Here is a 25,216-nt window from a genome sequence, read left to right on the forward strand (position 1 = left end):
TACTCTGAGATTATACGGATAACGATATACTCTGAGATTATACGGATAACGATATAAGATCATATTTTATACCTGAACAATGCAACATAGGATTAAAAACAACGTGGGGTATCAAGCTTTGGAATGCCAAGATATTATCCAAGATGTCCTCTGCAGGATTAAAGCCATCAAAGGCGTGGAAGATACGTACATTTTGAATGAAGAAGATAAGGAGAAAATAGTTGAGCTCGAGAAAAAAGCCGAAGGTGCGGTCTTGATGGGCATGGGAATAGGAGATAACCAAGGGATCAAGGAAGTTTTCAAACGCCAGGTAATCATAGCCTTTACAACCAACATGGACTACGTCTGGCCTGAGGGACCAAATGTAATATTAATGCAGTATGGAGAGAAAGTAGGTGAAGATGTTTATGACCCCGAAAAACTCGAGGAGTGTAAAAAGTGCAAGGATATGATGGTGATGGGAAATTTTGTAATTTACAGGAGTGCAGTACCGAAGCCGCATATCGCAAAAAAAGAGCCACTTACTGTTGTACTCCCTCCCCAGAGTTGTAAAGAAGTAGAGTGCGTGAGCAACGTGGCTAATACCGTGCTTGCTTCCCCTTCCACTCCATCAGACGAGTACATCAGGTCTGTAATGGGCCTCAAGCCACGGGTAGGGCAGGGGACTTTCATAATCGGATTCGACGTCTGCTGATCACCCTGGACCTGTGGATGGTTACAGAAGAAATTGAGTACTAATTAATACAATACAAAAGGAAAAATTCAAACAACGATCTTAGCATAAAGATCGAAAATACCTTTTTTTAAAGAAATGAAACAGCAGGTTTCAGATGAAGCAAGTTTATTGAGAATTCAGACTACGAGAATTTAAAGAATCCGACATAAGGGAACTCCATACTTAGAGATAAGTCTCAAACCACTTTCATCTGAAACTGCTGCCAAAAGAAATAGCCGGAAATAAATGCCGGAAAGACGGAATTTAAAATGAAGGAAGCTGATTATAAAAGAGCCTGCCGGAGTGTCCTTGAAAAGACACTTGCCGGCGAAATAAAAGACGAAGTCCAGTTGAACAAAGTAAAAAAAGATGTGAGTAAGCTATATCATCTTGCCAGCCTGCCCAGAAATGGAGATATCATTATGCAGGGTACACCTGAGGAGCAGGCTATAATAAAAGAGTTCCTCAGGCGAAAACCCGTACGGACAATTTCCGGAGTTGCGGTAATTGCTGTAATGACCTCTCCTGCCCCATGCCCTCATGGAGTTTGCCTGCCCTGCCCGGGAGGTCCCAATTCAGCATTTAAATCTCCTCAGAGCTACATGGGAAGAGAACCTGCAGCAATGAGAGCCATTCGACACGAGTTTGACCCTTACGCCCAGGTCCAGTCCAGGCTATCTCAGCTAAAGGAGATAGGCCATGATGTAGAGAAAGTGGAGCTGATAGTTATGGGAGGCACATTTTCAGCGCGCAGCCTCGACTATCAGGAATGGTTTAGCAAACGCTGCCTGGAAGCGATGAACGATTTCACAGGCACCGAATGGAGAGAAAATGCCTGGAGGATCGGAAAATCCACCCCTTACATTCCACTTGAAGAAGTTCAAAAAGCCAACGAAACAGCTGAAATCCGAAACGTGGGCATAACATTCGAAACACGTCCAGACTGGGCAGAAGAAGAACATGTGGACGAATTCCTTAGGCTTGGAGGGACAAAGGTTGAGCTTGGAGTCCAGAGTGTTTATGACTTTGTCTTAACCAGAATGCAGAGAGGACATGGAATTGCAGAAATTGTCAGAGCTAACCGGGTTTTAAGAGACAGCGCCTTTAAGGTAGGTTTCCACATGATGCCTCACCTCCCGGGAGCAGATTCTGAACTCGACCTGAGAGGATTTAAGAAACTCTTTGAAGATCCGCGTTTCATGCCGGATTACCTCAAAATTTATCCAACCCTTGTGACTGAAGGCACAGCTCTGCACAGGATGTGGGAAGCCGGAGAATATCAGGCACTTTCAGACGAAGAGGCTGCAGAGCTTGTTGCAGACATAAAGGCTGTCCTGCCTAAATGGGTAAGACTTCAGCGCATCCAGCGAGACATTCCAGCCAATCAAATCTTAGCAGGCGTCAGAAAGAGTAACTTGAGGCAGCTTGCAGAAGAAAAACTCCGGAAAAAAGGAGGAAAATGCCACTGTATACGCTGCAGGGAAGTTGGGCACAACAGCCTGAAAGGAAAAAGGATGAATGAGAAAGATATCGAGCTTACTGTGGAAACTTACGAAGCCTGTAATGGCACAGAACATTTCATTGCTTTTGAAGACCTTTCGGCAGATGTCCTTATAGGTTTTACACGTTTGCGCTTCCCGGCTGTCCCCCACCGCCAGGAACTGCAAGATTCCGCCCTAATAAGAGAACTACATGTTTACGGCTCCATGGTACCCGTAGGAAAAGGGGCAAAACAAAAGGAATGGCAGCACAGGGGCTATGGAACAGAACTCCTTGAGCACGCTGAAAAAACTGCATATGAATCCGGCTACGAAAAACTTGCAATAATCAGTGGAATAGGTGCCAGGGAATACTACAAAAAACTCGGGTATACTCTCGACGGAGCCTATATGTCAAAAACTCTGAAAAACTAAAAAAGAGCTCTCATCCACTTATATGCCTTAAACTGAATATTCCAACCCGAAATTTTATCCTACATTCCGCAGTATTTTTTTGAAAATCAATATTTATTCCGATAGCGTTTTTCAAAAATTCTCAATTAATATACCCAAACTGAAATTTGAATAAAAATTGAATACTAAGTTTTTTGGTCTCTGAACATACCGTATAGCCATTTTTAACTCCTGCATAGAAATCCGAGAAATTCACGCTAGGACAAAAATCGATAGCAAGAAAAATAATGAATATACGAAAAATACTGCGGAAAGTGGGTTTATAGCATGATGTTTGCTTTTTTAACAGATGTTTTTGTTTTTCAGAATTATTTTGCTTTTTTAGTATATACTGAACTTCCAGGAACTACTGAACTTCCTACTGAATTTTCAGGAACTACTGAACTTCCTACTGAACTTCCTACTGAATTTTCAGGAACTACTGAACTTCCTACTGAACTTCCTACTGAACTTCCAAGAACAACATCTCAAGTCCCTGCCGTCTTCTCCATACCCTACATTTATAGAGTCTGATTTTCCACTAACTCTCTTTTCAACTCTCTTTATGTTCCAGTTTATCTAAAACTAACCCCTGTAAAAATTCAAATTATCTGAAAACTTACCCAGGACAATTTAGTTCAGATTTGGGTTAAGGAAAGTATACAGTAGAGATAAATATATAAACTTTGATTGTTAAAAATGTATTAATAAAGTTTAGTAATATAAAACGCATATGAAATTCTTCGAATAACAGGCACAAAGAAATGAAAGTACTTTTTTTTCCTTACCTTTTTTACCTATCAACCTCATCATTCTCTTGGGCAGTAAGGTTGTACTTATTTTGGTTCTTTGAAGCCGTGATAAAACTAACCAGTGAATTGCCATCGAAGGCTCAAATGTGACTTTGATCACGGATGCTAAATTGGCCTTTGAGGCAATTCTACTGCCCAAATTAATTTGGTGATCTAATTTGGTGATCTAAATTGGTTGAAGTCATTAACAAAGCTTGTGGTTTAGACATTCACAAACTCTTTTTCATTGCTACAATCCTCAGTAGATCTGGTGAAAAACAGCAACAATATTTCTCTAGAACCCCTGACGAAATTTTAGCTTTTAAAAACTGGGTTATATCAGATAAATGTGACGTTGTTGCCTGTGAATCAACGAGTGACTTTTGGGTTCCGATTTATGATGCGTTGATAAAACATCTACCTGTTATAGTTGGAAATGCCCGAGATATGAAGGCGTTTACACACAAAAAAACAGATAAGATCGATTCCGAATTCATCGCACAACTTGCATTGAATAATATGATTCAACCATCAAGAGTTTTCCCAAAAAACCATAGAACATTTCGTTCATGTATCCGGCTTCGCCATAACCTTGTACAAAAAAGAACAGATATAAAAAATGAAGCTCACGCCATACTCGCACCTGAAATGTTTAATCTGAAGAATGTGCTAACAGATATTTTTGGTAAGAGTGGTAGAGCAATTCTATCAGGAATTTGTTCAGGTAAAAGCGTTGACCAGATTATAGCAAGCCTTTCCCCAAATGTTCGTAAAAAAAGTGATCAGATAAGGGAAACTCTGGACAGAGAAATCTCTCAAGGTGCTGCATTCAGGCTTCAGATCTGTCTGGATATCATAAAGCATCTTGACAATGAAATCAAAATTTTGGAAAAAGAAATATTCAATTATGCTTATAAAAATCATAAGCAAGAAATGGAAATTTTAATGTCTGTTCCAGGAATAGGAGAACTTGGAGCGGCAACTCTTATTGCTGAAATAGGCGATTTCAAAGATTTTTCTTCAGGGGATAAGCTTGCTTCATGGCTTGGCATAGTTCCGAATGTGTACCAATCAGCGGATAAATACCATAACGGAAGAATCACTAAGAGAGGATCTAAGGAAGCAAGGTGGATTCTAACACAGATTGCTCAGGCAGCAGCAAGAACAAAAAATAGCAGGTTAAAAGAGTTTTTCAACAGAAAAAAGAAGTCGATTGGGCATTCAAAGGCAATTATTGCCCTGGCAAGAAAAATTGCAACAATTATATGGCATCTGATCACAAACGAGGAGATGTATGAAGATGAAACTGGATATAAAAAGGGGGAAATTCAAAAGAGAAAGATAGTGGAGACTGAGATATTCTCAGTTGATGAAAGGATCAAAATAATGAGTGAAATATATGTAATTGCGAGAAATGAAGAAAGAGAGAGTACGTGAGGAAGATCTCCTCATATACTTTCATGCTAAAATATAATATTATTACTTTAACGAGTAAGCTTGGAAAATATAATTAGTAATCAATAAAGAAACACGGACAAAATTGAATAACGTAGCTTTTCCATTATACTCCCGCTTGTAAATAAGGAAGACATAAGGTAAATCAAATAGAATATAATATAAAAATATAAATTTCTGAAAAAATTCAGTTTAGCCGTCAATGAGAAAGAATGATAGGGCCCATATAAAAAAATTAAAAAGTTAAGAAAGATGAGGAGTATTTTATCCACATTACCTGAAAGGTAGGGAAACTAGACAATAAAAAAGAATTCTTTAACTGAAATCCCTAGCCAGAGCATGCGAATCAATAGATTTCACAGGGAAGATTTACAGAAAAATATTAAATAGTATGGTACATTATCGTATATCATCTTCACTAATTATACAAAATGTTTACACCCAATAAATAAAATACCAAATTTTGGTTCCGTAAAAAATGCTCTTCAAGATTCAGGAAAAGAGCTTATCACTTAAAGATAAACTTGCAAAAAGGTAAACCTGCAAAAGATGAATTTTAAAACCTGAGAAAGAAAAAAAAACAGAATGCGCAAAACGTACTTTTATTAAGGGAATTGGCTTTAGGAATAAATTTTTTAGTAAAAAATATAAGTAAAAAAACATTCATAAAAAAATAAATATTATGAGACCTTAACATAAAAAAAACGTAATATATCAGATTCAAAAGCCCACTCAGGTTTTGAATTTAAAAAATAAAAACGAACTTTTAATTAAACCAAAAAAAACCCTGAATTAAACCTAAGAAACCCTGAATTAAACCTAAGAAACCCTGAATTAAACCTAAGAAACCCTGAATTAAACCTAAGAAACCCTAAAAAACCTAAAACAAACTCAAAATTAAACCTAAGAAACCCTAAAAAACCTAAAACAAACTCTAAAAACCTGGAAGAACGGTGATAAAAATGAAAATTAGAGTTGTAAGCTCAAAAGAAGAAATAGACACTTTAAAACTCAATGAGGAAATTATCCATCTAGCATTCAGACCGTCCAACAAGGATATATTTAAACTCATTCTAAAGTGTCCAGAAGTAAAAGCGATCCACATCCCGAGCTCATACAAGAGAACAATTTCCAGTTCTGCACAGATGTATCTTTCTATGCAGAACATTGCTTTGCTTGAGGGCGATGTGTGGGGTCACAGAAAAGACATTAACGAATATTCCGAAGTTTCCCAGCATGTATTTGACCGTATAAGGGAACTAAAAGAAGAAGGTCTTTCCGATGAAGACACTATAGAAAGACTTGTGAGGGAAACAAGGCTCAGTCCGGACTTTGTAACCTTTATCATATCGAATTGAAATAAAGTTATAAATAAGCCGATCAGAATCCTGATCGGCGTTTATTCTCCGGCAAAATTCCCTGCTTAACTTTTTTTAAATAGCTAGAGACAGGTCCTGAAGCAACCGTCATAAGTTTTATATCTGATTCAGGAAAAAATTATCAGAAAATATGTCTCCTGGAATTAATGAATAAGGGTTCCAGTCACCAGCAAGCTTTTAAAGGGAACTATCCTTCTGGATAAAAATTTATTTTAGAACAGGAGAAAGAATTTTATGACCGAGTTCGAACATGTGCTTGTAAACTCATTTAACGCATACATCGAGGAAAAAGGCATAAGAGCTATCTCCTATCGGCTTAAGCAGCACAGGTTTACTTCCCAGTTCCTTGACGTGCTTGTAGATTCCCTTGACCCTGACCTGTACCTGGGGATCGAATGTAAAAGCATCTCTGTGGAGAAAGGAGCAAATGCACTTTATTTTTCCCAGCATTTTACCGTAGACAAAAAAGGTATCCATCAAATAGACAGAATTTCAGATTACCTGAATAGATCGGGGAGGAGGGGATTTCTTGCAGTGGAGCTTCGCCTGGGGACAGGGCGCGAAAGGGAAGCGTATATGGTCCCCTGGGAAGAGCTGGAGAAGAGTTATCATACAAAAAATCTTAAACTCACAATACAGGAAATCCGAAATTTCCCGGAAATCAAAAGGGATGGAAAAGATTACACTATAAACCCAAAAGAATGGAAAAGAAAAAATCGCTGGGAAAAAGATAGTTTAACTGATGCAGCAGAGGATCTCGGAGAGAGTAATGACTGAAATGATGGAAGCATTTAGAAAAGAAGCAGGCAGGTGTGCCGAAGAGATTACAAAACACAGGTCAGTGCACGTAGTATCTCATATCGATGCGGACGGGTTGACTTCTGCAGGTATTATCTGCACAACTCTTGAACGGAGAAATATAGAATATACAGCGCGTTTTGTAAAGCAACTCGATGAAAAAGTCCTTGACACTATCGCAAATGAAAACCCTGAGTTTGTAGTTTTTACGGACCTCGGAAGTGGAATGTGCGAACATATAAAATCCCGCGGGATCAATGCTGTTGTTTCAGACCACCACCAGCCTCAGGGAACTCTGGATTTTCACCTCAACCCGCACCTTTTTGGGGCAAACGGGTCTTACGAACTGAGCGGTTCGGGAACAACTTACCTTCTGGCTTCAGCCCTCGGAAAGAACATAGACCTTTCCCCACTTGCCATAGTAGGGGCTGTAGGGGATATGCAGCACCTGAAAATGGGGCAACTTGTAGGGATTAACAGGGAAATTCTGGAGGAAGGAGTAAAGGGGAAGCACCTGGAATTCAAAAAAGACCTGACTCTGTTCGGAAAACAGACCCGTCCAATCTACAAACTTCTGCAGTACTCTTCTGACCCTTACCTTCCCGGACTTACAGGAAATGAAGAAGCTTGTATAGAATTCCTTCACTCCTTGAATATTCGCTACAGCCATAACGAACGCTGGAGACGCTGGATAGACCTTGAGATTTCGGAAAAACAAAAAATTGTCTCAGGGCTTTTCCAGTACTGCCTTAAATCAGGGATACCGGCATACAGAATCGAACGCCTGATAGGCGAGGTGTATGTCCTTCTCAATGAAAGGGAAGGTACAGAAATGAGAGATGCATCAGAGTTTTCCACTCTTCTCAATGCTACTGCCCGATACGACCATGCTGACATCGGGCTTGCAGTCTGCATGGGAGACAGGGAAAACGCCTACGAAAACGCCAAAAAACTGCTTGCTGAACACAGGCAAAACCTTGTTAACGGACTAATATACGTAAAAGAGAATGGTGTTACCCAGCTCGATAACATCCAGTACTTTGATGCAGGTTCACAGATAAAGGAAACCATTGTAGGAATAATTGCAGGCATGAGTTCCACAATAGTTGAAAACAGAAATCTCCCGATTATTGCCTTTGCAAACACAGAGGGAGGAATTAAGGTCTCAGCAAGAGGGACGCAGGACCTGATCCGCAAAGGAGTAAACCTATCTGAAGCAATGTCAATTGTCTCGGCAGAAGTCGGCGGTGCAGGCGGAGGGCATGATATTGCTGCAGGGGCAACTATTCCTGAGAACGCAAAAGAAGAATTTGCCCGAAAACTTGACCTTTTCATAGGAGGACAGATTCGACGAAAGACAAATTCAAAGCTCAGGTAATAAAGAGCAGGAGGTAATGAGGAGGTAATAAAGAACAGGAGGTAATGAGGAGGTAATAAAGAACAGGAGGTAATGAGGAGGTAATGAAGAGCAGGAGGTAATGAGGAGGTAATAAAGAACAGGAGTTTCTGGGCTGAGGAAAGCAGCCTTCAGACAAGATCTTCAATCCGACTCATTTCTTTAAAAGAAATTAACCTTGACATTGCACTTGTGTCTATAGGAATTCCATACTCCTGCACAACAGCCATCGGATTTGTTCCTCCAATAACGACTATTCCAAGGTGGTCTCTCTCAATAGGGACATCCAGAACCCTTGTGTTCGGTTCCCCTACCTCCAGAATTCCACTGAAGCCTGCATCCAGAAGGTCTGAAAGGCTGCTTTCGATCGCATCTCGTGCAACCATGGGAGCTTCCCTAAGGTTTGCGAGAACCTTTCCTGAACCTGTCCTGAGCATTTCAGATACGGAAGTGATTCCCTGAGACATCAGGACTTCCAGGGGATCTACAGTTGTACTTACATATGTCAGCACATCTGTAAAACGTACAGGGATCCCGTTTCGGATCTGGACAATCCCTCCAAGCTTCGGATTTACAGGAATTCCTGCTTTTAGCAGTACTCCATCAATAGTTATGCTGCAAACCGTCCCGACCCCTACTTTTCCTTTTTCAATGGTCAGGTTTCCGATTGATTCCCCTTCGGAAATTACTTTTACGTAAGGGGTCACGGAAAGCCCGCTTGAGATTACCATCTTGAAGATCCCGAGCACATCGTCCAGGTCTTTTTTATCGATAAGCGAGAGATTAAGTATGACGTCTCCATCCATTTTCTTCGGATCAAATGTAGTCCTGTACATGAGATCTCTGATTTTGGATGATGTAAACTGAATACGGTATCCATTTTTGTGCATTTCAACCCTCTAGTAATTGAAAGTATTTATACCTATTATAAGTTGTGTAAAAGATAAAAACTAAGGTTTCTCGGAGAAGTCTTCGGGAAGAAATGTATTCGAATGTGAGATCATATACATCATGAAAAACTCAAATCCTTTTCACAACACTCCCACTAAGAAGCCCATAAAGTCCTGAGGAGCCGTTAAGAATCTTAGTTTGTCAACTCTGTGCACAAGATCATACATGTACTCTCCGGAATCAAGCCCCAGTTCATCAAAGCTCAGTGGTTTAACATAACGAATGGGCGGGATATCCCTGTAAAGGGGGTTTTTGGCAAATCCATCATTAAGAAGGAAATAGGCAGCTCCAGAGAGTCTTTTTACAGGCTCATAGACTGAAGAGAAATCACGGCAAACCCAGTTTGCCATCTCAAGAGTCTTTTCTGAAGCGTTTATTGTTACATGCCCGTACCCGGGTGGGACAAGCACCATATCTCCTTTTTCTGCTTTGACTACGACCACATCCAGAACAATGTCCTCTTCTCCAGGCTCCACTTTCTGCAACAAATAAATAGCAGAGCCTTCAAGCACCTGGTAAATTTCAGGATAGGATACATCTGTCCCGGGAACATGAGGATGGTAGTGACCTACGGTTTTAATGTATTCCAACCCAAGCATTCCGGGAGGGATTCTTGTAATGTCATACCTGAGATGGTGGGATTTAATGGTCTCAAGATCAGCATCACTTTTGGCAAGATCCCTGAACATATAATACATGTCCTTATTTCTTTCATCTACCCTTTCAAACCATTCCCTGTCAAACACCACATCTTCCATGTCGTGGAGTTTTCTTACATCCGCTACAGTGACTTTATCCCCAAATTTCAGTGTTACTGCCATTGAATTCCCCTTTCTTTTAGAGCATACAGATAACGTTCAATACCACAGAGAGCCTATTCAATTACATACAAGATTTTGCCATAAAAGCTAGCAGTGAATCAGTAAGGCCAAAATCCAGAACAGCAATATGAGTGCATAATTTATTAACTGACAATATATACTTATTGCTGACATTTCTACTTTTTGGCGACACGCTGATAGGAAGATTACACTGTTTCACGTCTTCAAAGCTTTTTCAACCATTTTAGGGTAAGTAAGTTCAATAATAGTTTTCAGATTTACTATATCCTCCCGGTTATATTTAAGAAGCAGGTCCAGCGCTTCCCTGTCACCCTTCTCATACTGTCTCCAGAGCCGGACCGCATCAAATCCGTCCATTCCAATCGTATCCTCACTTCTGCAGATTCCAAGCAGCTTTTCGATATTTTTGAGACCCCCACTGTACCCGATACGCCTGAGTGGATACATCAGGTCGATATGGAGCTGCTTGAATTCTATTTCGGGAAATTCGGATTTTATGAAAGGAATATCAAAGCGGGCTCCGTTAAAAGATACAAGAAGCCTGTATTTTGAGAATTCCTCCACAATATCACCAAGATTAATCCCCCTTACATACATTTTGGACTCATTTCCGTCATAGATTCCAACAACTGTTATCCTATCCCTGCTGGGGGAAAGCCCTGTGGTTTCGATATCAAAGAAAGCGACAGAATCTGAAAACAAAGAATAAGCCCTCCAGTGTTCCGCAGAAGGCAGACGCTGTGAAAAAAAGAAGCAGTCTCTTTCATCCAGATGCTTAGAAGATATTTTTATTTCGTCGCATATTCTGGTTTTCCTTAAAGAAGGAATTGAGATACTATCTTCCATTTCCAGGAACTCGTCCCAGGTATTTATTCCTGAAGCCCAGATTTTCTGCTCGAGGGCTTTTCCAACGCCCGGAATGTGAATATATGTGTTCTTTAGCATTTTTCCCCTGAACCATTGGAGGTGATCTTTAATAAAAATACTGCATGAGGACTGAAAGTGATATAGAACACAGAAAGTTGATTTTACAAACTGTGAAACATGCAATAAACGATCAGAAGAGGTAAACTGCTCGCTAAACAGATCTTAATCCGGGAAAATTATTTTTGACATATATTTAAGAGTCAACCTTGCTGTGAGGAATCGTTTCGGATTCAAACCGACAAGATTAATATACTTTGAAAGTAATAATAAAAGTACTTTTTAATTCTTTGCGGGGGCAAAATATAAAGAGAGCTTATAAAGTTCAACTTAATAAGATTGGGGAAAAAACACAGGTAGGGATTTCTAAAAAGCCAAAAAAATAAATACCAAGATATAGTTACCACCAGACCAATTAGAAATTCAGGATCGAGTTTTAAAGGCAGGAATTAGGAAAGCATCCTGCAAATAAATCTTTGATACAGGTGTGCAAGTAATGTCTAAAATTTCCGTAATTGGTGCAGGAAATGTAGGTGCGACAACAGTCCAGCGGCTGGCCGAACTGGAACCTGGCGAAGTTGTCATGATAGATATTGTGGAAGGGCTACCACAGGGAAAAGCCCTTGACCTCATGCAGGCAGGGGCAATAAATGGGTACGATACACAAGTAACAGGTACTAACGATTATGCTGACATTGCAGACTCTGACCTTGTGATAATTACAGCCGGGATTGCAAGAAAACCCGGAATGAACAGGGAAGACCTTACAAAAACCAATTCAAAAATAATAGGAGAGGTCTCCCGAAATATTGCAAAGTATGCTCCAAATTCTATTGTAATAAACGTCACAAACCCACTTGACATTATAACATATGTAGCTATGAAAGCAACGGGCTTTGAACCAAAAAAGGTCTTCGGGATGAGCGGAGTTCTTGATGCAGGTCGTTTTGCAAGCTTTATAGCAGAAGAACTAAAGTGTTCGAAAAAGGATGTTGAGGCAATGGTTATAGGAGGCCACGGAGACCTTATGGTTCCCCTCCCCCAGTATACAACAGTGTCGGGAGTTCCGCTTCCAGAACTACTTCCGGAAGAGACAATTGCCAGGCTTGTAGAAAGGACAGTGAATGGAGGAGCCGAAATAGTAGGGCTTCTCAAACAGGGCAGTGCCTTTTATTCCCCGTCTGCGGCCATTGTGTGTATGGCAGAAACCGTGCTTAAAGATTCAAAACGCATTCTTCCGGCGTCTGCATATCTTGAAGGGCAGTATGGCCAGGAAGGAATTTACTTCGGTGTGCCCGTAAAACTGGGAGCAAACGGGATAGAAGAAATCCTGGAACTCAAACTTGACGAAAGCCAGTATGAGACACTCAAAAACTCCTCAGAAACAATAAGAAGGGAAATCTCTCAGCTGGAGATATAAAAATCTGGAAATATATTCTTTATAGGGAAAAGAGGCTGGTAAAACTGTAAGATATATAAGTATGTTTTTCATATAAGGTAGAGGAAGAGATTTAAATAAATTTAGGATGCATATATAACTTAAATTAATTAATAGAGCAGGGATATAATGCGCGCAGAACTCACATCACTCTTTGGCCTAAACATATACACAAACAATGGTGTTTATGTAGGGAAGTTGCAGGACCTTGTAATTGATGTAGAGGAACAGAAAGTTACAGGACTTGCTGTTTCGGACATTAACAGGGAACTTTTTGATCTTAGCAGCAGAGGTATTATTATTCCCTACCGGTGGGTTATAACAGCAGCAGATATTATCATAATCAGAGACGTAATCCAGAGATACAAAAAGAGGAAAGAAGACTGAATGGTCTTTAGAAAAGGTATATGAAAACCCGGGAAATCTATGCTGAAATGCGCTGTATCCCGCCAGTGGTCTTGCGCGCTGACGGCAGGAATTTCAAAAATACACTTTCAGGCCTGGGCTTTGAGAAACCCTACGATAAAACCTTCGCCAGAGCGATGGCGGACACTGCCGAACTATTTATTAAAAAAAGTGGTTTAAGCCCTCTTTTTGCCTATACTTTTTCAGATGAAATCAGCTTTCTGTTCACAGACCTTCCTTTTGACGGTAGAGTGGAAAAAATTGACACTGTTGTGGCGAGCTTTCTAGGAAGTGCTCTTACGATAAAACTGCGGCTTGAAGAACCCATAGCTTTTGATTCCAGACTGGTGGCTCTTCAAAAAGAAGAAATCCCAGAGTACTTTCACTGGAGGCAACTGGAAGCCTGGCGCAACTTTGTGGCAGCCTGGGGTTACTATACCCTCAGGAACAAAGGCGCAGGGAAAAATGAAGCTGCAAAGTGTCTGAGAGGAAAAAAGGAATGGGAAATCCACGAGATGCTTTTTGAGAGAGGAATCAATCTTGCGGCACTTCCTGCCTGGCAGAGGAGAGGCATCATTATCTCAAAAGAAGAATGGGAAATCCAGGGATTTAATCCGGAATCTGGCAAAGAGGAAAAATCCCTGCGAAGAAAAATAACCCAGAACTGGGAAATCCCGAAATTCAAATCCGAAGAAGGGATACCGTTTTTAGAGAAACTTATTAATAGAAAATGAGTTTTTCAGAATAAGAAAATAAAAGGAATGTAGACGCAATGGACAGACTTGAGCTTATAAGAAGAAATGTTCAGGAAATTGTAACCGAAGAAGAACTGGAAGGACTCCTAAACAATAAAGAAGCTCCCCGTGCTTATGTAGGATACGAACCGAGCGGAAAAATCCATATGGGGCACGTCCTTACCGTAAACAAGTTAATAGATTTGCAAAAAGCAGGGTTCAAGATCACTGTCCTGCTTGCAGATGTACACGCTTATCTGAACAGGAAAGGCACTCTGGAAGAAGTCCGGAAGATTGCAGACTACAACAGGCGCTGCTTTATCGCTCTCGGGCTTGATGAAATACAAACTGATTTCGTTTACGGGTCAGACTTCCAGCTGGGAGCCGAGTACATGTTAAATGTGCTCAAACTTTCAAGAACAGTCACCCTTAACAGGGCAAAGAGGAGTATGGACGAAGTCGGGCGTGCAATGGATGACCCGACGGTTTCCCAGATGGTATATCCTCTGATGCAGGCTGTTGACATTGCCATGCTTAGGGTGGATGTGGCGGTTGGAGGGATTGACCAGAGAAAAATCCATATGCTTGCCCGCGAAAATTTAAAGAACCTCGGATTTGAAACACCGATTTGTATTCATACTCCTATTCTCCTTGGGCTTGACGGAACCAAGATGGCTTCTTCAAAGGAGAATTTTATTTCAGTAGATGATACGAAAGAAGAGATCTACAGGAAGTTTAAGAAAGCTTTCTGCAAGATAGGAGACGTAGAAGAAAACCCGATTCTTGCTCTTTTCCGCTATCATATCATCCCAAGATACGAGACAGTTGTTATTGAAAGACCTGAAAAATTCGGTGGAAACCTCACATACCACAGTTATGCTGAGATGGAAAGTGAATTTATAGAAGAAAAAGTCCACCCAATGGACCTTAAAAATGCAGCTGCAAAATATATAAATGAGATTCTGGACCCTGTCCGAAAAGTTCTTATCTGAATTCCGGAAGGGAAAATCCCTTCCGGGAAACTTTAGAAAAATCCGGAATGAATGTACATTCTTACGGGGAGAATACAACATTATAAAGTAGCATACAAAGATACTGGATAAAATGTTATATAGCTATAAGGCATAGAATATTTTAAGAGTTAGTTCAGATATCCAGGGTGCTTTTTATGAAATATATTTACCAGGACTCCACGGAACTGCCGGTACAGAGGGATTTCATTGAAGATCTAAAATCATTCATAGACATAACTGCCCGAGTAATCCCTCTGGAAAATTCCATAATAGAACTCAAGTGCAAAAATAAAGAAGCGCTCCATGAATTGAACAACAGAATTACTGGAATGAATATTTTTGAAGAGAAACTCAACTCACTGATAAAGAAATTGGTAAATGACATAGGTACTGAGGATTTAATACCCTGTGCTGACGCAATCCTGATCACCTGCAGTGAAAATCTCGGGCGAAAGTATGAAATTCTAGAAATTGAGTCCAAAAAAATAGAGAGTGAGGCTGCGCATGAATATCAAAAAATTGAGAGTAAGGTCCTTGAAGTTCTCACTCCATTTTTTATTTCAGGAATATATGGAGCAGAAAAAAGATTTGAGCTTTCCAGCAGTATAAATGGAGTTTCAGGGGGAATGGAAGGTGAGTTCTCAGGCCTGAAATACTATTATAGACTCTGGTTTACAGAAGAGCCTCTGACAGTAGAGAGGCTTATTGGTAGCTTTAGCCTGCCAGGATGGACAAAGACAGGAATCCTGCGAAAAGAAGAGAAAATAAAAATGCAGGACCTCTCCGAGTTTCTCGTAAGTTCCCTTGAATATGACAGCGAGAAAAATATCCGTCTTATTTTTGAAAATAAAAAAGCAAACCGGAAGTTCAGGATCGAAGGCGGTGGGCTCAAGTACTTCGTATATGAAGATGAAAGGGAGATTACTGCTGACAAAGAGCTTGGAGCATTTATAGATATGGAAGTCCTTGCCAAAATTCCGGAGAAGGTCCAGAGGTATCTCCGGGAAAATCTCCGAACCTATACCCTTTCAAAGGTCCTGCTTGACGAAGAGGATGCAGTACCTACAAACCAGATTTTTGACTGCCTGAAAGTGATTGCCGAACAGTACGGTGTGATCGTCCATGAATGTTTGGCAAAAGGGCATAATAAAGAAGAAATTACCATCAAAATGGAAGAAGCTGACGGGACAAGAACCGAGAAGTATATCTCAAAAACTGAAATGTACACCCGTCTTTCCGACGTAGGAAGCGAAGGCGTTGAAATCGCTGAAATCCTCGGTGTGGACAGCAGGGCTCAGATTAAGGACAGAAAGTACCTGATCGCCTAAGTTAGTTATATTAGTATATTTCTTTTTTTATATTGTTTAATATATGTTGTGCATGCATGTTATATAAACTAATTTATTATAGATCGGTTAGTTATAAACTAATTTTTTATAGATCAGTTAATTATAAATTAATTTTTTATAAATCAATTAATTATAAATTAATTCATTATAAATCTATTTTTTAGACTTTTTCCACTCCTTTTATCACCCGTAGATATTTAGAGTACAACTCATGAGCTGGAACAGCTGGAGTAATGAAAAATAAAAAGGTATCCACTATGAAATTTTGACACTTTTTTTATATATTATAAAGTAGATACAATCGAGTCACAAGGGAAATCTTCCGGCGATTATTTATGAAAAATAAAATAAAAAAAGATAGATAAATAGATAATATGTCAGGTTTGTTTCTGCAAGAGTACAAAGAATAGAACCTCAAGAAGGCTGGCACTCGAACTACTTTGACAGAGAGAACCCTGAGCAATAGAAGAGGTTTTTTTACTTAATGCTGCAGGGACCAGGCAGAGAGCAAAACTCTCAGGAAAAAATGCTTGAAACAGTTATTCCTCCGGATGGCAAAGTTAGTGGAGGAAAAAAGAATAGAGAATGTAGAGCCTTAAATATGAAGCAAGAGAAGTAATGTATTGTACAAAGTAACCTTCGGGAAAGGTATAAATATTCGGGATCAGGAATTGTCCGAAAAATTTAGTCCGAGTAAAAATTAGAAGCTTAATTTCGACGAATTATATAGCTACTTGTCAATAAGCTACTTATGTACCTTAATTTCGATGAATTAGATATTGTCATAAGTTACTAATGTACCAGAAATTTCTGTTCATAGACTTGTGGGGCGGAGGCTAATAAAAATGAAAGTAAGTTATTTTTATTCTTTGATCTATGTGTTGATAATAACGCTGTTAATTCCGGGGATTATGCCGGTTGTGGTTGTTGCAGCTGAGGACATACCTTCCGAAGATGACGGAAATTCAACTTTTTTACTGCCTGACCTGGTGATTGAGGAGGTATCCTGGAACCCTACAACTCCAGAAGTTGGGACAGAGGTAACCATCTCAGCAATGGTAAAAAACCAGGGAGATGCAACTTCAGGAGCAACAAATCTGGTTTTTTACAGCAATGGGAATAAGATAGGAGAAAGCTCAGTCCCCGAAATAGAAGCTGGAAACAGTGAAGAAATATCGTATTTATGGACCCCAGAAACTGAAAGTGCAGTGGAAATAAGTGCAGAGGTGGACGAAGAAGATTCGGTGGAAGAAAGCAATGAGGATAACAATATCAAAACAGAGGGACATATAACTTTCAAAAAGAACAAATCCCCGGACCTGATAATAGACATTCTTGACTATCCTGAGAACCCCGAACCAGGCAAGCATCAGAGCATACGGATAAGTGTAAAGAACCAGGGGACAGCAGCAGCTTCAGAAACGACGAAACTGGTTCTCTACATTGACGGAAGCTCTGTTAAAGAATGGGATGTACCCAGGTTATTCAGGAAAGAAAGCAGCTATACCTCATATACATGGATTCCGACATCCCAGGGAACTGTAGAGATCAGGGCAGTTGTTGATGAAGAAAACCTGTTAGCTGAGAGTAACGAAGAGAACAACGAAAAAACAGCCACCGTAACAGTAGCAGAAGAATTTCTTCCGGACCTGATCATTGAAGACATTGTGCCTGAATCGGATGAAGGGGAAGTAGGAAAGACCCTGAACCTCACCATGAAAGTAAAAAACCAGGGCACGGTCCCCTCTGAGGAAACGAAGGCAAAATATTATATTAATGGAACCTCCCCCACACAAGATGACATCCAGATTCCAGCTATTTCGGAAGGAGAAGAGACAGATGTTATATTTTCTCTGGTCCCGGATAGAGAAGGACAAATGGAATTAAGAGTACTTATTGACTCCGGAACAGATGTTTATGAGAGTAATGAAAATAACAATGAATTCACAAAAATTATAGACGTGAAAACCATATTTCCGGACCTTATAATAGAGTCCCTTTCTTTAAACCCGGCAGCCCCCAGGATAGGAGACGACATTACTTTTACAGTATCAATAAAGAATAACGGGCTCAGCGACTCGGCAAGCAGCGAGCTAAAATATTATATAAACGGGATAAATGGAACTCAGGATGGAAAAGTATCGATACCTGAAATTGCAGTAGGGGAAACCACAACTGGTATTTTTCACTGGGCTCCTGAAGTAGAAGGAAACGTAGACGTGAGACTGGTAGCAGACTCCGAAAATACCATACGCGAAGACGACGAAACGAACAATGAACTGACCAGGACCGTAAGTATCTCCAAACAAACTACTTCCAGCAATGAAGGGAACTCTGGTTCCAGCGGCAGTAGCAGCGGCAGTAGCAGCGGCAGCGGCAGTAGCAGTAGTGGAATGGGAAGTGGCGTTTCCAAAGAGCCAGCCAGGAATGTAGAGGTCAAAGAGCTTGCTACAAGGAACATCATGAGCGGCTATCATGTCAAATATGATTTCGTGCAAAAAGTCACATGTATCACGTATATCGAGTTTGACCCGAAGAAGAATTTTAAGAAAACGACAGCAACCGTAGAAGTTCTCAAGGAAAAATCCATTTTTGTCCAAAACCAGCCGCCAGGAAGGGTATACAGGCAATTAAACATCTGGCTGGGGAATAAAGGAGCAGGAAGTCAAGATTCACTTCAGAATACCTATACGGGGTTCAAAGTTGAGAAGGAATGGATAGAAAACAATAGTGTTAATGAATCCAATGTAACCCTTCTATGGTACGACAGCAAATGGAAGCCTTTAAGCACCGAAAAAACCAGCGAAGACGAAGATTATGTTTATTTCAGGGCAAAAACAACCGCCTTCTCGTGCTTTGCAATAAGTGAATATACGGGAGAAGAAGGAACTGTAGAAACGGAAGAAGGAATACAAGAAACTCTGAGAGGCTGGGATGACGGCGGAAAGGCAATCCTGGACAGCAGTGCGGAAAAAGAAGGCGGCATCACAAAGGACCCTATGAAAGTAGCTAAAATACTTCTTGCTATTTCCCTGCCCCTGTTCATGATCCTTGTAGAGTACTTTGTTCTGAAGAAAAAGATTTGAAAAGATTCTTTTCTTCAACCCCTATTTTTACTATTCAAAAGATACAGATATTTAACACTTAAAAAAGAGTTTCAGACCATTTTTCTACCAGCCAGAAGAGCTCCGACTACAGAGCCGATAATGCCTGTTATCGCGGTATGAGCTACGATGACTACTGTAAATATAAGAGCAGAAGCTGCTACAAATCCTCCAAGAACAGGAGTATCACGTAACACGACTCCAAGGATTCCCCCAAGAAGAAAGCCAGGAATTATCATGAAAATCGTCATCAGGACTCCGGACTTAAGCCCTCCTCCGAAACCTCCGTCTGCATAATAACCAGCCAGTAAACCTCCCAGTAAAGGAGCTACTGAATTTACAAAAGGAATAAAATAAAAAATTAAAGTACAGACCAGACCTATTAATGCACCGCTTATGGTTCTACCCATTGTTTATATCTCCTTTTAAGCAAGTCGAACCAGAAAATAATATAAACATAGGTTAATAATTAATCAAATATATAGTTGAGCCTTCATACTTCAATATAGTTGAGCCTTCATACTTCAATATAGTTAAGCCTTCATACTTCACTTCCAGAGGGAGGTATTTTTATTTTTAGGTCCTCGAATCTTTTTGCTGAACTCGAAAACTAAACCTATACAATCATTTTTAAGCTTGAACCCCGAAGAGATGCAGCCAGTATAGCGGAAACGCTGTTTGCAGCAATTATTGTGGAATCATTTACCTGAATTCCGTAGAGCAGCCAGAGAGTCATGCCAGAAATCGAGCAAAGCAGCATTAGAAGAGATACATCTTTTGTGGATTTTGCAGTCAGAGTTTTCACAAGCTGAAAGGCAAAAGCTATGATTGTAAGAGCACCTGCAATATAACCAATCGTAATAATTTTACGCCCCAGTATTCCGATCCGATGCTAGGAAAAATGTATGTCAGAATAACTTTAGAATAAAGTAAATAAAGTAAATGTCCGTATTGTAATTAAAACTTATTAAAGAGACAGAACCCTGATATAAGTGTACCCTCCTAAACCTTTATGGAGATACCACATGACAGAAAACTGCCTTTTTTGCAAGATAATATCAGGAGAAATCCCTTCATACAGGATATATGAGGATGATGCCGTTTACGCATTTCTTGACATTTACCCGGCAAGCGAGGGGCATACTCTCGTGGCTCCTAAAAAACATTTCAGCAACTTTACGGATATGAATGCAGAAGACATTGCCCTGCTTTTTGAAGCTGCAAGAAAAGTTACGACTGCCGTTGAGAAAGCGTTTTCAGCAGAAGGATCGAACGTAGGCATTAATAATGGGGAAGTGGCAGGACAGGAAGTCCCCCATGTGCATGTACACGTTATTCCAAGGAAAAAAGGGGATGGGGGACGAGGAATAAAATCAATTGTATGGACTGAACCCGACACTACCAATCTAGGAGAAGTTGCAGAGAAGATAAGAAAAGCCCTGTGAGGAAAAAGAAAAACTCTAAGTAAAAAATGATACAGGCAAAAGACAGGCGAATAACCAGAGAGAAGAGACAGCTTCAGGATAATATTATCAATACGAAATGATAATATATTTTTTGGAATATAGTGAATTTAGGGGAAAAAGGCATAGTCATCTTTAGAAAAGTTCCATTTATCTTACTTTAGGGGGTAAGAACATTTAGGGGGTAAGAACAATGACAGAGCTGGAAGTAGACGTCAGGGGGCAGACCTGTCCAGTCCCGCTGGTAGAGTGCAGAAAAGCATTCAAAAAAACCTCTCCGGGAGACCTTGTAATTGTAAAGGGCACACATCCGGCATCAAAAAAAGAGATTCCCATGGCATGTGAGGCGATGGGGTTCAAGGTACTGGAGATTGAAGACAAAGAGGGAGGGAAAGAGTGGGAGATAAAGATCCGGAGATAAGACCGGAAAAGGGGGGAAAATGGGGGAAAAAGCAGTTATTGTCCTGCACAGTGGGGATATGGACAAGGTATACAGTGCGCTTATAATTGCAAACGGAGCCCTGGCAATGGGAATGGAAGCCTCCATATACTTCACCTTCTGGGGGCTCATGCGGCTTAAAAAAGGGGAGCTTGAAAATGGGCCGCTTTCCAAAATGAACATGATGGGCCTGGGCAGGCAGATGATCAAAAAAAGGATGGATAAAGCCAATGTTGTCTCACTTGAGAGACTGATGAGTGATTTCAAGGAACTTGGCGGAAAGATCATAGCCTGTGAGATGACCATGGAGATAATGGGCATAACAAAAGAAGAGCTTCGAACGGAATGGGTGGACGAATGGGGAGCCGTTGGCTCGTATATCCAGGAAGCAAGAGATGCGAACATAACTCTCTTTATCTAATCCTGAAAGGGGAAGCCAGAATTAAAATTTCTGCATTAGTCCAGATCTTCCGGGTTTGCTTCGATATTAAAACCCTAACACGTCCGTTTTGGCTGTAAATCTCACTATGAATTGAATTACCTGAGGAGGGGAAAGAAATATTTGAAAATATGATTTATCTTGACAACGCTGCATGCACCCGGCTTGATGAGAGGGTGCTTGAAGCAATGAAACCTTACTTTTTTGATACTTATGCGGTAGCAACATCTGAGTTTGGCTATTCTATGGGTATCGATGCAAAAGAGGGATTGGAAAATTCCAGGGAAGGTATAGCTTCAAGGCTTGGTGCAGCTTCCGAAGAAATTGTGTTCACTTCAGGGGATACTGAATCAAGCAACATGGCACTTAAAGGAGCAGCCTGGGCCCTTAAGGAAAAGAAAGGCAAGCATATTATCACCTCGAAGATAGAAGATTTTCCAGTCTTAAATACGGCAAAAACCCTCCAGAAGCAGGGCTTTGATGTAACTTTTCTGGATGTGGATGCAGAAGGATTTGCAGACCTTGAAGGGCTAAAAAAAGCAATTACAAAAGAAACCTTCCTTGTTTCGATCCAGCACGCCAATCAGGAAATAGGGACTGCCCAGGATCTTACAGCTATTTCTGAGATATGTGAAGAAAAAGATGTGCTCCTGCATACCGATGCTACCCACAGCTTTACCAGGCTTCCCCTCAATGTGAAGGAATTGCCTGTTGACCTGGTGACGTTGTCAGCCCATACAATTCACGGACCCAGAGGAATAGGGGCACTCTATATCCGGAAAGATACGCCCATAACTAAATTCATGGACGGAGGCTTTCAGGAATTTAACATGAGATCAGGCGTGGAGAATATTCCCGGAGCCGTAGGTTTTGCAACAGCTGTGGAACTTGTAACCGAAGAAGAAAACCGGCGCCTTGCAGCTATGAGGGACCGCATAATCGAAAAAGCCTTTTCCGAGATCACGGATGTAACCCTCAACGGAAGTCAAACGAAACGCCTGCCTCAGAATGCAAACCTGACTTTCCACTATGTTGAAGGAGAGTCCGTAACCCTGCATATGGACATGCGGGGCTTTGCTGTAAGTACTGGTTCTGCCTGTTTTTCCCGCTCCCTTGAAGCCAGCCATGTGATCAGGGGAATCGGAGGGGACCATGAGAGGGCTCACGGCTCGGTGCGTTTTACTTTCGGGCGCTACAACCAGATGGAAGATGCGGATGCGGCTATTGATGCCATGAGTGAAATTGTGGCAAGGCTCAGGGAAATAAGTCCGCTTGCGAAAAAATAAGCCAAAAAAAGAAGAAAAAAGAACACGTAGAAAGGGCAGGAAAAGAAAAGGAAGGGGAGAGAGGAATATGAAAGTCGAAAGGAAAAGTGAGGGTATAAAGTTTCCTTATAACGAAAAAGTGCTGGAGCATTTCAGGAACCCGCATAATGTAGGGAAAATAGAGAATCCTGATGGAAAAGGCCTGGAAGGAAGTCCGGCGTGTGGGGATATGGTCGCCGTATATATTAAAGTCGAACCCGAAACAAAGGTTATTGAAGACGTAAAATTCGAATCTTACGGGTGTGCTTCAAATATTGCTACAGGATCCGTAATCACAGACCTTGCACGGGGAAAAACTCTGGATGAAGCAAAGAAAATAACATGGAAACAGGCTTCTGAAGAACTGGGAGGGCTTCCTCCGATTAAAGCCCACTGCTCCGTACTTGCAGTTGAGGGTCTGCGTGCAGCAATCCGTGACTACGAGGAGAAGCACGGGCTTGTTACCGAAAAAGAGCCTACAACCGAAGAGGTCGTCCAGCGGAGGCTCAAACATGTTATGAATCCACTAACTGGCCTTGACATTATCCGTACAAACCTGATCCTTAAAACGAGTGTTGAAGCTGGAGTTGTCAGGGTGGTTGTTGACCTGCCTGCAGATCACCAGTTTGCTTCGGCAATAAAAGAAGATGTAATGGAAAAACTGGGAGCTTTGTGGGATGTAGAAAGAGTGGACGTAGTGTTTACAGCCTGAATAGGCTCTTCAGAGACACCACGCAGATGAAAACCTTTGTTGGAAAAAGTAAAAACCTGTGCACTAAAAGGAGCTCAGGAAAGAAACCTGAAACCTCTCTAAGGACCTCAGTTGGGATGGGTAGTCGAATCGTGTCAAAGACTATTTTCAGGATGGTTATGGTTATCAGTATTCCGATGATAGTCAATTATCGGGTACCCAAACCAGACTCCTGCTGCTCCTACCAGAACTGCAAGACTTGTAAAACCGTCGACTCTGGCATAGTAGCCGTCGGCAATTAAAGCCGCACTCCCGATTTCCTTCCCGACCTTCATCCGGAACTGGGCTACTACCTCGTTTCCGACTCAACCTATGATCCCGGCAATAGCTACAGCCTGCAAATGCCCTATCGTCTGCGGGTTGAAAAAGCGGTTCACAGACTCATATCCTGCCACGATCGCACTGAAGAGGATGAGGAAAACAATGATCACACCTGCCAGGTCCTCAACCTTGCCATACCCGTAAGAAAAACGTTTGCTCGGCTTTCTCCGAGCCAGGGTAAAAGCAATTGCAAGAGGAATTGCCATTGATGCATCCCCGAAATAATGGATGGTGTCAGCAAGAAGGGCAACACTGCCTGAGATATAGACAATGAAAATCTGCATGACGGCGGTAATAATCAGCCCGACAAACGACCACTTTACCCATATCCCTTTCTCGGTGGCAAGAATTGAAGGATCTACAGATCCATGGGTGTGACCGTGCCCATAGGAATGTGCCTGGGGATGCTTGTGAGAGTGAGAATGGGAGAGTTTGTGAGAGAGGGAGTGGGGGAAAAGATGCGATTTTAAAAATCTACCGTGTTTATGGCTTTACTCATGAGACTCCTCAGAAGTGATCTTTTTGTAATGCAGGTGAGCGCTGGAATTCTTTATGGACATTTTGCCTCCCCCCATTTTGATTCAGTTCTCTATATTAGACTTGACAATCGTTTTATAAATAGGCATTTATCTTTAAAAAAGAATTTATTATGCACTCAATTAAACCTATTTTATAGAAATAGCATAAAAAGGAGTTTTTTGATTTATACCGCCTACTTTCAGATTGTTGTAAGATACCAAAAAATTGAGTATTTATTACCAGGAAGCGGAACAGTGCCAACATTTCATACCCGGAGCTGACCATGACACAGATTTTTTAGAAACAGCGTTTTCTAAGAAGATTTAGGTTTGATTTTCGGACTCTAAGTTTGATTTTTAAATATAAGAAATTATGAAATTGTGTTATGACATGAACAAATGGGAAAAACATAGTTCGGGAAAGAAAAAATAAAGGGTATATGAGAAGAAGAAAGCAAAGCCACTTCCAGAAGGGAGTAGGGTTCCGAAAAAAAGGAAATTTGATTTTTCCCAACCAAAAAAATGAATTTATATAAAGCCTTATTTTATCTTGCCCGGTCAGGGCTCACAAATCAAGGGCATTCTCATAAATCAAGGGCATTATAACTAAAAACAGATTGTCTGAACTCGTTATCCTCAGAACTAAGACATGTTATCCAAATCCGTACCCTTACGTAGTTTTCGAGTTTTAATTAAAGTGGATAGAAATTAATCCACTATCCTGCAAAGCGAACATGCCTGAAATCAGCTGGCGCT

General features: G+C 40.9%; 24 protein-coding genes and 1 pseudogene. 19 read left to right on the forward strand and 6 right to left on the reverse strand.

Annotation, left to right across the window (positions count from 1 at the left end):
- Nucleotides 1-118 precede the first annotated feature (118 nt).
- The 7 genes from MSWH1_RS13880 to MSWH1_RS13910 all read left to right on the forward strand — a co-directional run bounded on the left by MSWH1_RS13880 (nucleotide 119) and on the right by MSWH1_RS13910 (nucleotide 8,447).
- Nucleotides 119-694, forward strand: a complete 576-nt coding sequence (locus tag MSWH1_RS13880; RefSeq protein ID WP_048129464.1) for a hypothetical protein — start codon at nucleotides 119-121, stop codon at nucleotides 692-694.
- 290 nt (nucleotides 695-984) lie between these two features.
- Nucleotides 985-2,628 (forward strand): tRNA uridine(34) 5-carboxymethylaminomethyl modification radical SAM/GNAT enzyme Elp3, encoded by a 1,644-nt coding sequence (locus MSWH1_RS13885; RefSeq protein ID WP_048129466.1) that lies wholly within the window; start codon nucleotides 985-987, stop codon nucleotides 2,626-2,628.
- 306 nt (nucleotides 2,629-2,934) lie between these two features.
- Complete coding sequence (locus MSWH1_RS13890; RefSeq protein WP_048129469.1) at nucleotides 2,935-3,180, forward strand: hypothetical protein; 246 nt, start codon at nucleotides 2,935-2,937, stop codon at nucleotides 3,178-3,180.
- 449 nt (nucleotides 3,181-3,629) lie between these two features.
- Nucleotides 3,630-4,874, forward strand: a complete 1,245-nt coding sequence (locus MSWH1_RS13895; RefSeq protein ID WP_048125153.1) for an IS110 family transposase — start codon at nucleotides 3,630-3,632, stop codon at nucleotides 4,872-4,874.
- A 980-nt stretch (nucleotides 4,875-5,854) separates the two neighbouring features.
- Entirely contained in the window at nucleotides 5,855-6,250 is a 396-nt protein-coding gene (locus tag MSWH1_RS13900) for a DUF1699 family protein (RefSeq protein ID WP_048130586.1), read from the forward strand.
- 255 nt (nucleotides 6,251-6,505) lie between these two features.
- Complete coding sequence (locus MSWH1_RS13905) at nucleotides 6,506-7,048, forward strand: hypothetical protein (RefSeq protein ID WP_048129471.1); 543 nt, start codon at nucleotides 6,506-6,508, stop codon at nucleotides 7,046-7,048.
- Complete coding sequence (locus tag MSWH1_RS13910) at nucleotides 7,041-8,447, forward strand: DHHA1 domain-containing protein (protein ID WP_048129473.1); 1,407 nt, start codon at nucleotides 7,041-7,043, stop codon at nucleotides 8,445-8,447. The genes MSWH1_RS13905 and MSWH1_RS13910 overlap by 8 nt, the downstream gene beginning before the upstream one ends.
- Before the next feature lie 149 nt (nucleotides 8,448-8,596).
- Here MSWH1_RS13910 and nrpRII read toward each other — a convergent pair whose 3' ends face one another.
- The 3 genes from nrpRII to MSWH1_RS13925 all read right to left on the reverse strand — a co-directional run bounded on the left by nrpRII (nucleotide 8,597) and on the right by MSWH1_RS13925 (nucleotide 11,203).
- Nucleotides 8,597-9,355 carry a global nitrogen regulator NrpRII gene (gene nrpRII, locus MSWH1_RS13915; protein WP_048129475.1) on the reverse strand — a complete coding sequence of 253 codons (759 nt, stop codon included), beginning with the start codon at nucleotides 9,353-9,355 and terminating at the stop codon, nucleotides 8,597-8,599.
- A gap of 141 nt (nucleotides 9,356-9,496) precedes the next feature.
- Nucleotides 9,497-10,237: a glucose-6-phosphate isomerase family protein gene (locus MSWH1_RS13920; RefSeq protein WP_048129477.1), complete on the reverse strand. Its 741-nt coding sequence runs from the start codon at nucleotides 10,235-10,237 to the stop codon at nucleotides 9,497-9,499.
- A gap of 216 nt (nucleotides 10,238-10,453) precedes the next feature.
- On the reverse strand, nucleotides 10,454-11,203 hold the full coding sequence (locus MSWH1_RS13925) for a ribonuclease H-like domain-containing protein (protein WP_048129479.1): 750 nt from the start codon (nucleotides 11,201-11,203) through the stop codon (nucleotides 10,454-10,456).
- Between the two features lie 475 nt (nucleotides 11,204-11,678).
- On the opposite strand from MSWH1_RS13925, the gene mdh reads away from it, so the two are divergent.
- From mdh to MSWH1_RS13955, 6 genes are all read left to right on the forward strand, one after another.
- Nucleotides 11,679-12,602, forward strand: a complete 924-nt coding sequence (mdh, locus tag MSWH1_RS13930) for a malate dehydrogenase (protein WP_048129481.1) — start codon at nucleotides 11,679-11,681, stop codon at nucleotides 12,600-12,602.
- Between the two features lie 147 nt (nucleotides 12,603-12,749).
- The gene (locus MSWH1_RS13935) at nucleotides 12,750-13,007 is read left to right on the forward strand and encodes a PRC-barrel domain-containing protein (protein ID WP_048129484.1); all 258 of its coding nucleotides are present in this window, start codon (nucleotides 12,750-12,752) and stop codon (nucleotides 13,005-13,007) included.
- A 20-nt stretch (nucleotides 13,008-13,027) separates the two neighbouring features.
- The gene (locus MSWH1_RS13940; protein ID WP_048129486.1) at nucleotides 13,028-13,759 is read left to right on the forward strand and encodes a tRNA(His) guanylyltransferase Thg1 family protein; all 732 of its coding nucleotides are present in this window, start codon (nucleotides 13,028-13,030) and stop codon (nucleotides 13,757-13,759) included.
- 38 nt (nucleotides 13,760-13,797) lie between these two features.
- Nucleotides 13,798-14,751 (forward strand): tyrosine--tRNA ligase, encoded by a 954-nt coding sequence (locus MSWH1_RS13945; RefSeq protein WP_048129488.1) that lies wholly within the window; start codon nucleotides 13,798-13,800, stop codon nucleotides 14,749-14,751.
- Between the two features lie 176 nt (nucleotides 14,752-14,927).
- The gene (locus tag MSWH1_RS13950; protein WP_048129490.1) at nucleotides 14,928-16,100 is read left to right on the forward strand and encodes a hypothetical protein; all 1,173 of its coding nucleotides are present in this window, start codon (nucleotides 14,928-14,930) and stop codon (nucleotides 16,098-16,100) included.
- An 866-nt stretch (nucleotides 16,101-16,966) separates the two neighbouring features.
- Nucleotides 16,967-19,207 (forward strand): CARDB domain-containing protein, encoded by a 2,241-nt coding sequence (locus MSWH1_RS13955; protein WP_231585444.1) that lies wholly within the window; start codon nucleotides 16,967-16,969, stop codon nucleotides 19,205-19,207.
- 71 nt (nucleotides 19,208-19,278) lie between these two features.
- On the opposite strand, the gene MSWH1_RS13960 is transcribed toward MSWH1_RS13955, so the two are convergent.
- Together MSWH1_RS13960 and MSWH1_RS20315 are read right to left on the reverse strand one after the other, a co-directional pair.
- Complete coding sequence (locus MSWH1_RS13960) at nucleotides 19,279-19,635, reverse strand: DUF5518 domain-containing protein (protein ID WP_048129493.1); 357 nt, start codon at nucleotides 19,633-19,635, stop codon at nucleotides 19,279-19,281.
- Between the two features lie 206 nt (nucleotides 19,636-19,841).
- Nucleotides 19,842-20,030: a SemiSWEET family transporter gene (locus MSWH1_RS20315; protein WP_231591798.1), complete on the reverse strand. Its 189-nt coding sequence runs from the start codon at nucleotides 20,028-20,030 to the stop codon at nucleotides 19,842-19,844.
- 220 nt (nucleotides 20,031-20,250) lie between these two features.
- On the opposite strand from MSWH1_RS20315, the gene MSWH1_RS13970 reads away from it, so the two are divergent.
- The 5 genes from MSWH1_RS13970 (at nucleotide 20,251) to MSWH1_RS13990 (ending at nucleotide 23,582) form a co-directional block, all read left to right on the forward strand.
- A complete protein-coding gene (locus MSWH1_RS13970) occupies nucleotides 20,251-20,670 on the forward strand; it encodes an HIT family protein (RefSeq protein WP_048129497.1) in 420 nt (139 codons plus the stop codon).
- A 211-nt stretch (nucleotides 20,671-20,881) separates the two neighbouring features.
- The gene (locus MSWH1_RS13975) at nucleotides 20,882-21,109 is read left to right on the forward strand and encodes a sulfurtransferase TusA family protein (RefSeq protein ID WP_048129499.1); all 228 of its coding nucleotides are present in this window, start codon (nucleotides 20,882-20,884) and stop codon (nucleotides 21,107-21,109) included.
- 19 nt (nucleotides 21,110-21,128) lie between these two features.
- On the forward strand, nucleotides 21,129-21,548 hold the full coding sequence (locus MSWH1_RS13980; protein WP_048129501.1) for a DsrE/DsrF/DrsH-like family protein: 420 nt from the start codon (nucleotides 21,129-21,131) through the stop codon (nucleotides 21,546-21,548).
- A gap of 149 nt (nucleotides 21,549-21,697) precedes the next feature.
- Nucleotides 21,698-22,852, forward strand: a complete 1,155-nt coding sequence (locus MSWH1_RS13985) for a cysteine desulfurase family protein (RefSeq protein ID WP_048129504.1) — start codon at nucleotides 21,698-21,700, stop codon at nucleotides 22,850-22,852.
- 67 nt (nucleotides 22,853-22,919) lie between these two features.
- A complete protein-coding gene (locus MSWH1_RS13990; RefSeq protein WP_048130587.1) occupies nucleotides 22,920-23,582 on the forward strand; it encodes an iron-sulfur cluster assembly scaffold protein in 663 nt (220 codons plus the stop codon).
- Between the two features lie 134 nt (nucleotides 23,583-23,716).
- On the opposite strand, the pseudogene MSWH1_RS20955 reads toward MSWH1_RS13990, so the two are convergent.
- Nucleotides 23,717-24,226: pseudogene (locus tag MSWH1_RS20955) on the reverse strand (cation diffusion facilitator family transporter).
- Nucleotides 24,227-24,291: 65 nt separating this feature from the next.
- On the opposite strand from MSWH1_RS20955, the gene MSWH1_RS20960 reads away from it, so the two are divergent.
- On the forward strand, nucleotides 24,292-24,459 hold the full coding sequence (locus MSWH1_RS20960) for a hypothetical protein (protein WP_369798535.1): 168 nt from the start codon (nucleotides 24,292-24,294) through the stop codon (nucleotides 24,457-24,459).
- Nucleotides 24,460-25,216: the final 757 nt, after the last annotated feature.

The sequence above is a fragment of the Methanosarcina sp. WH1 genome (genome assembly GCF_000970005.1).
GTDB lineage: Archaea > Halobacteriota > Methanosarcinia > Methanosarcinales > Methanosarcinaceae > Methanosarcina.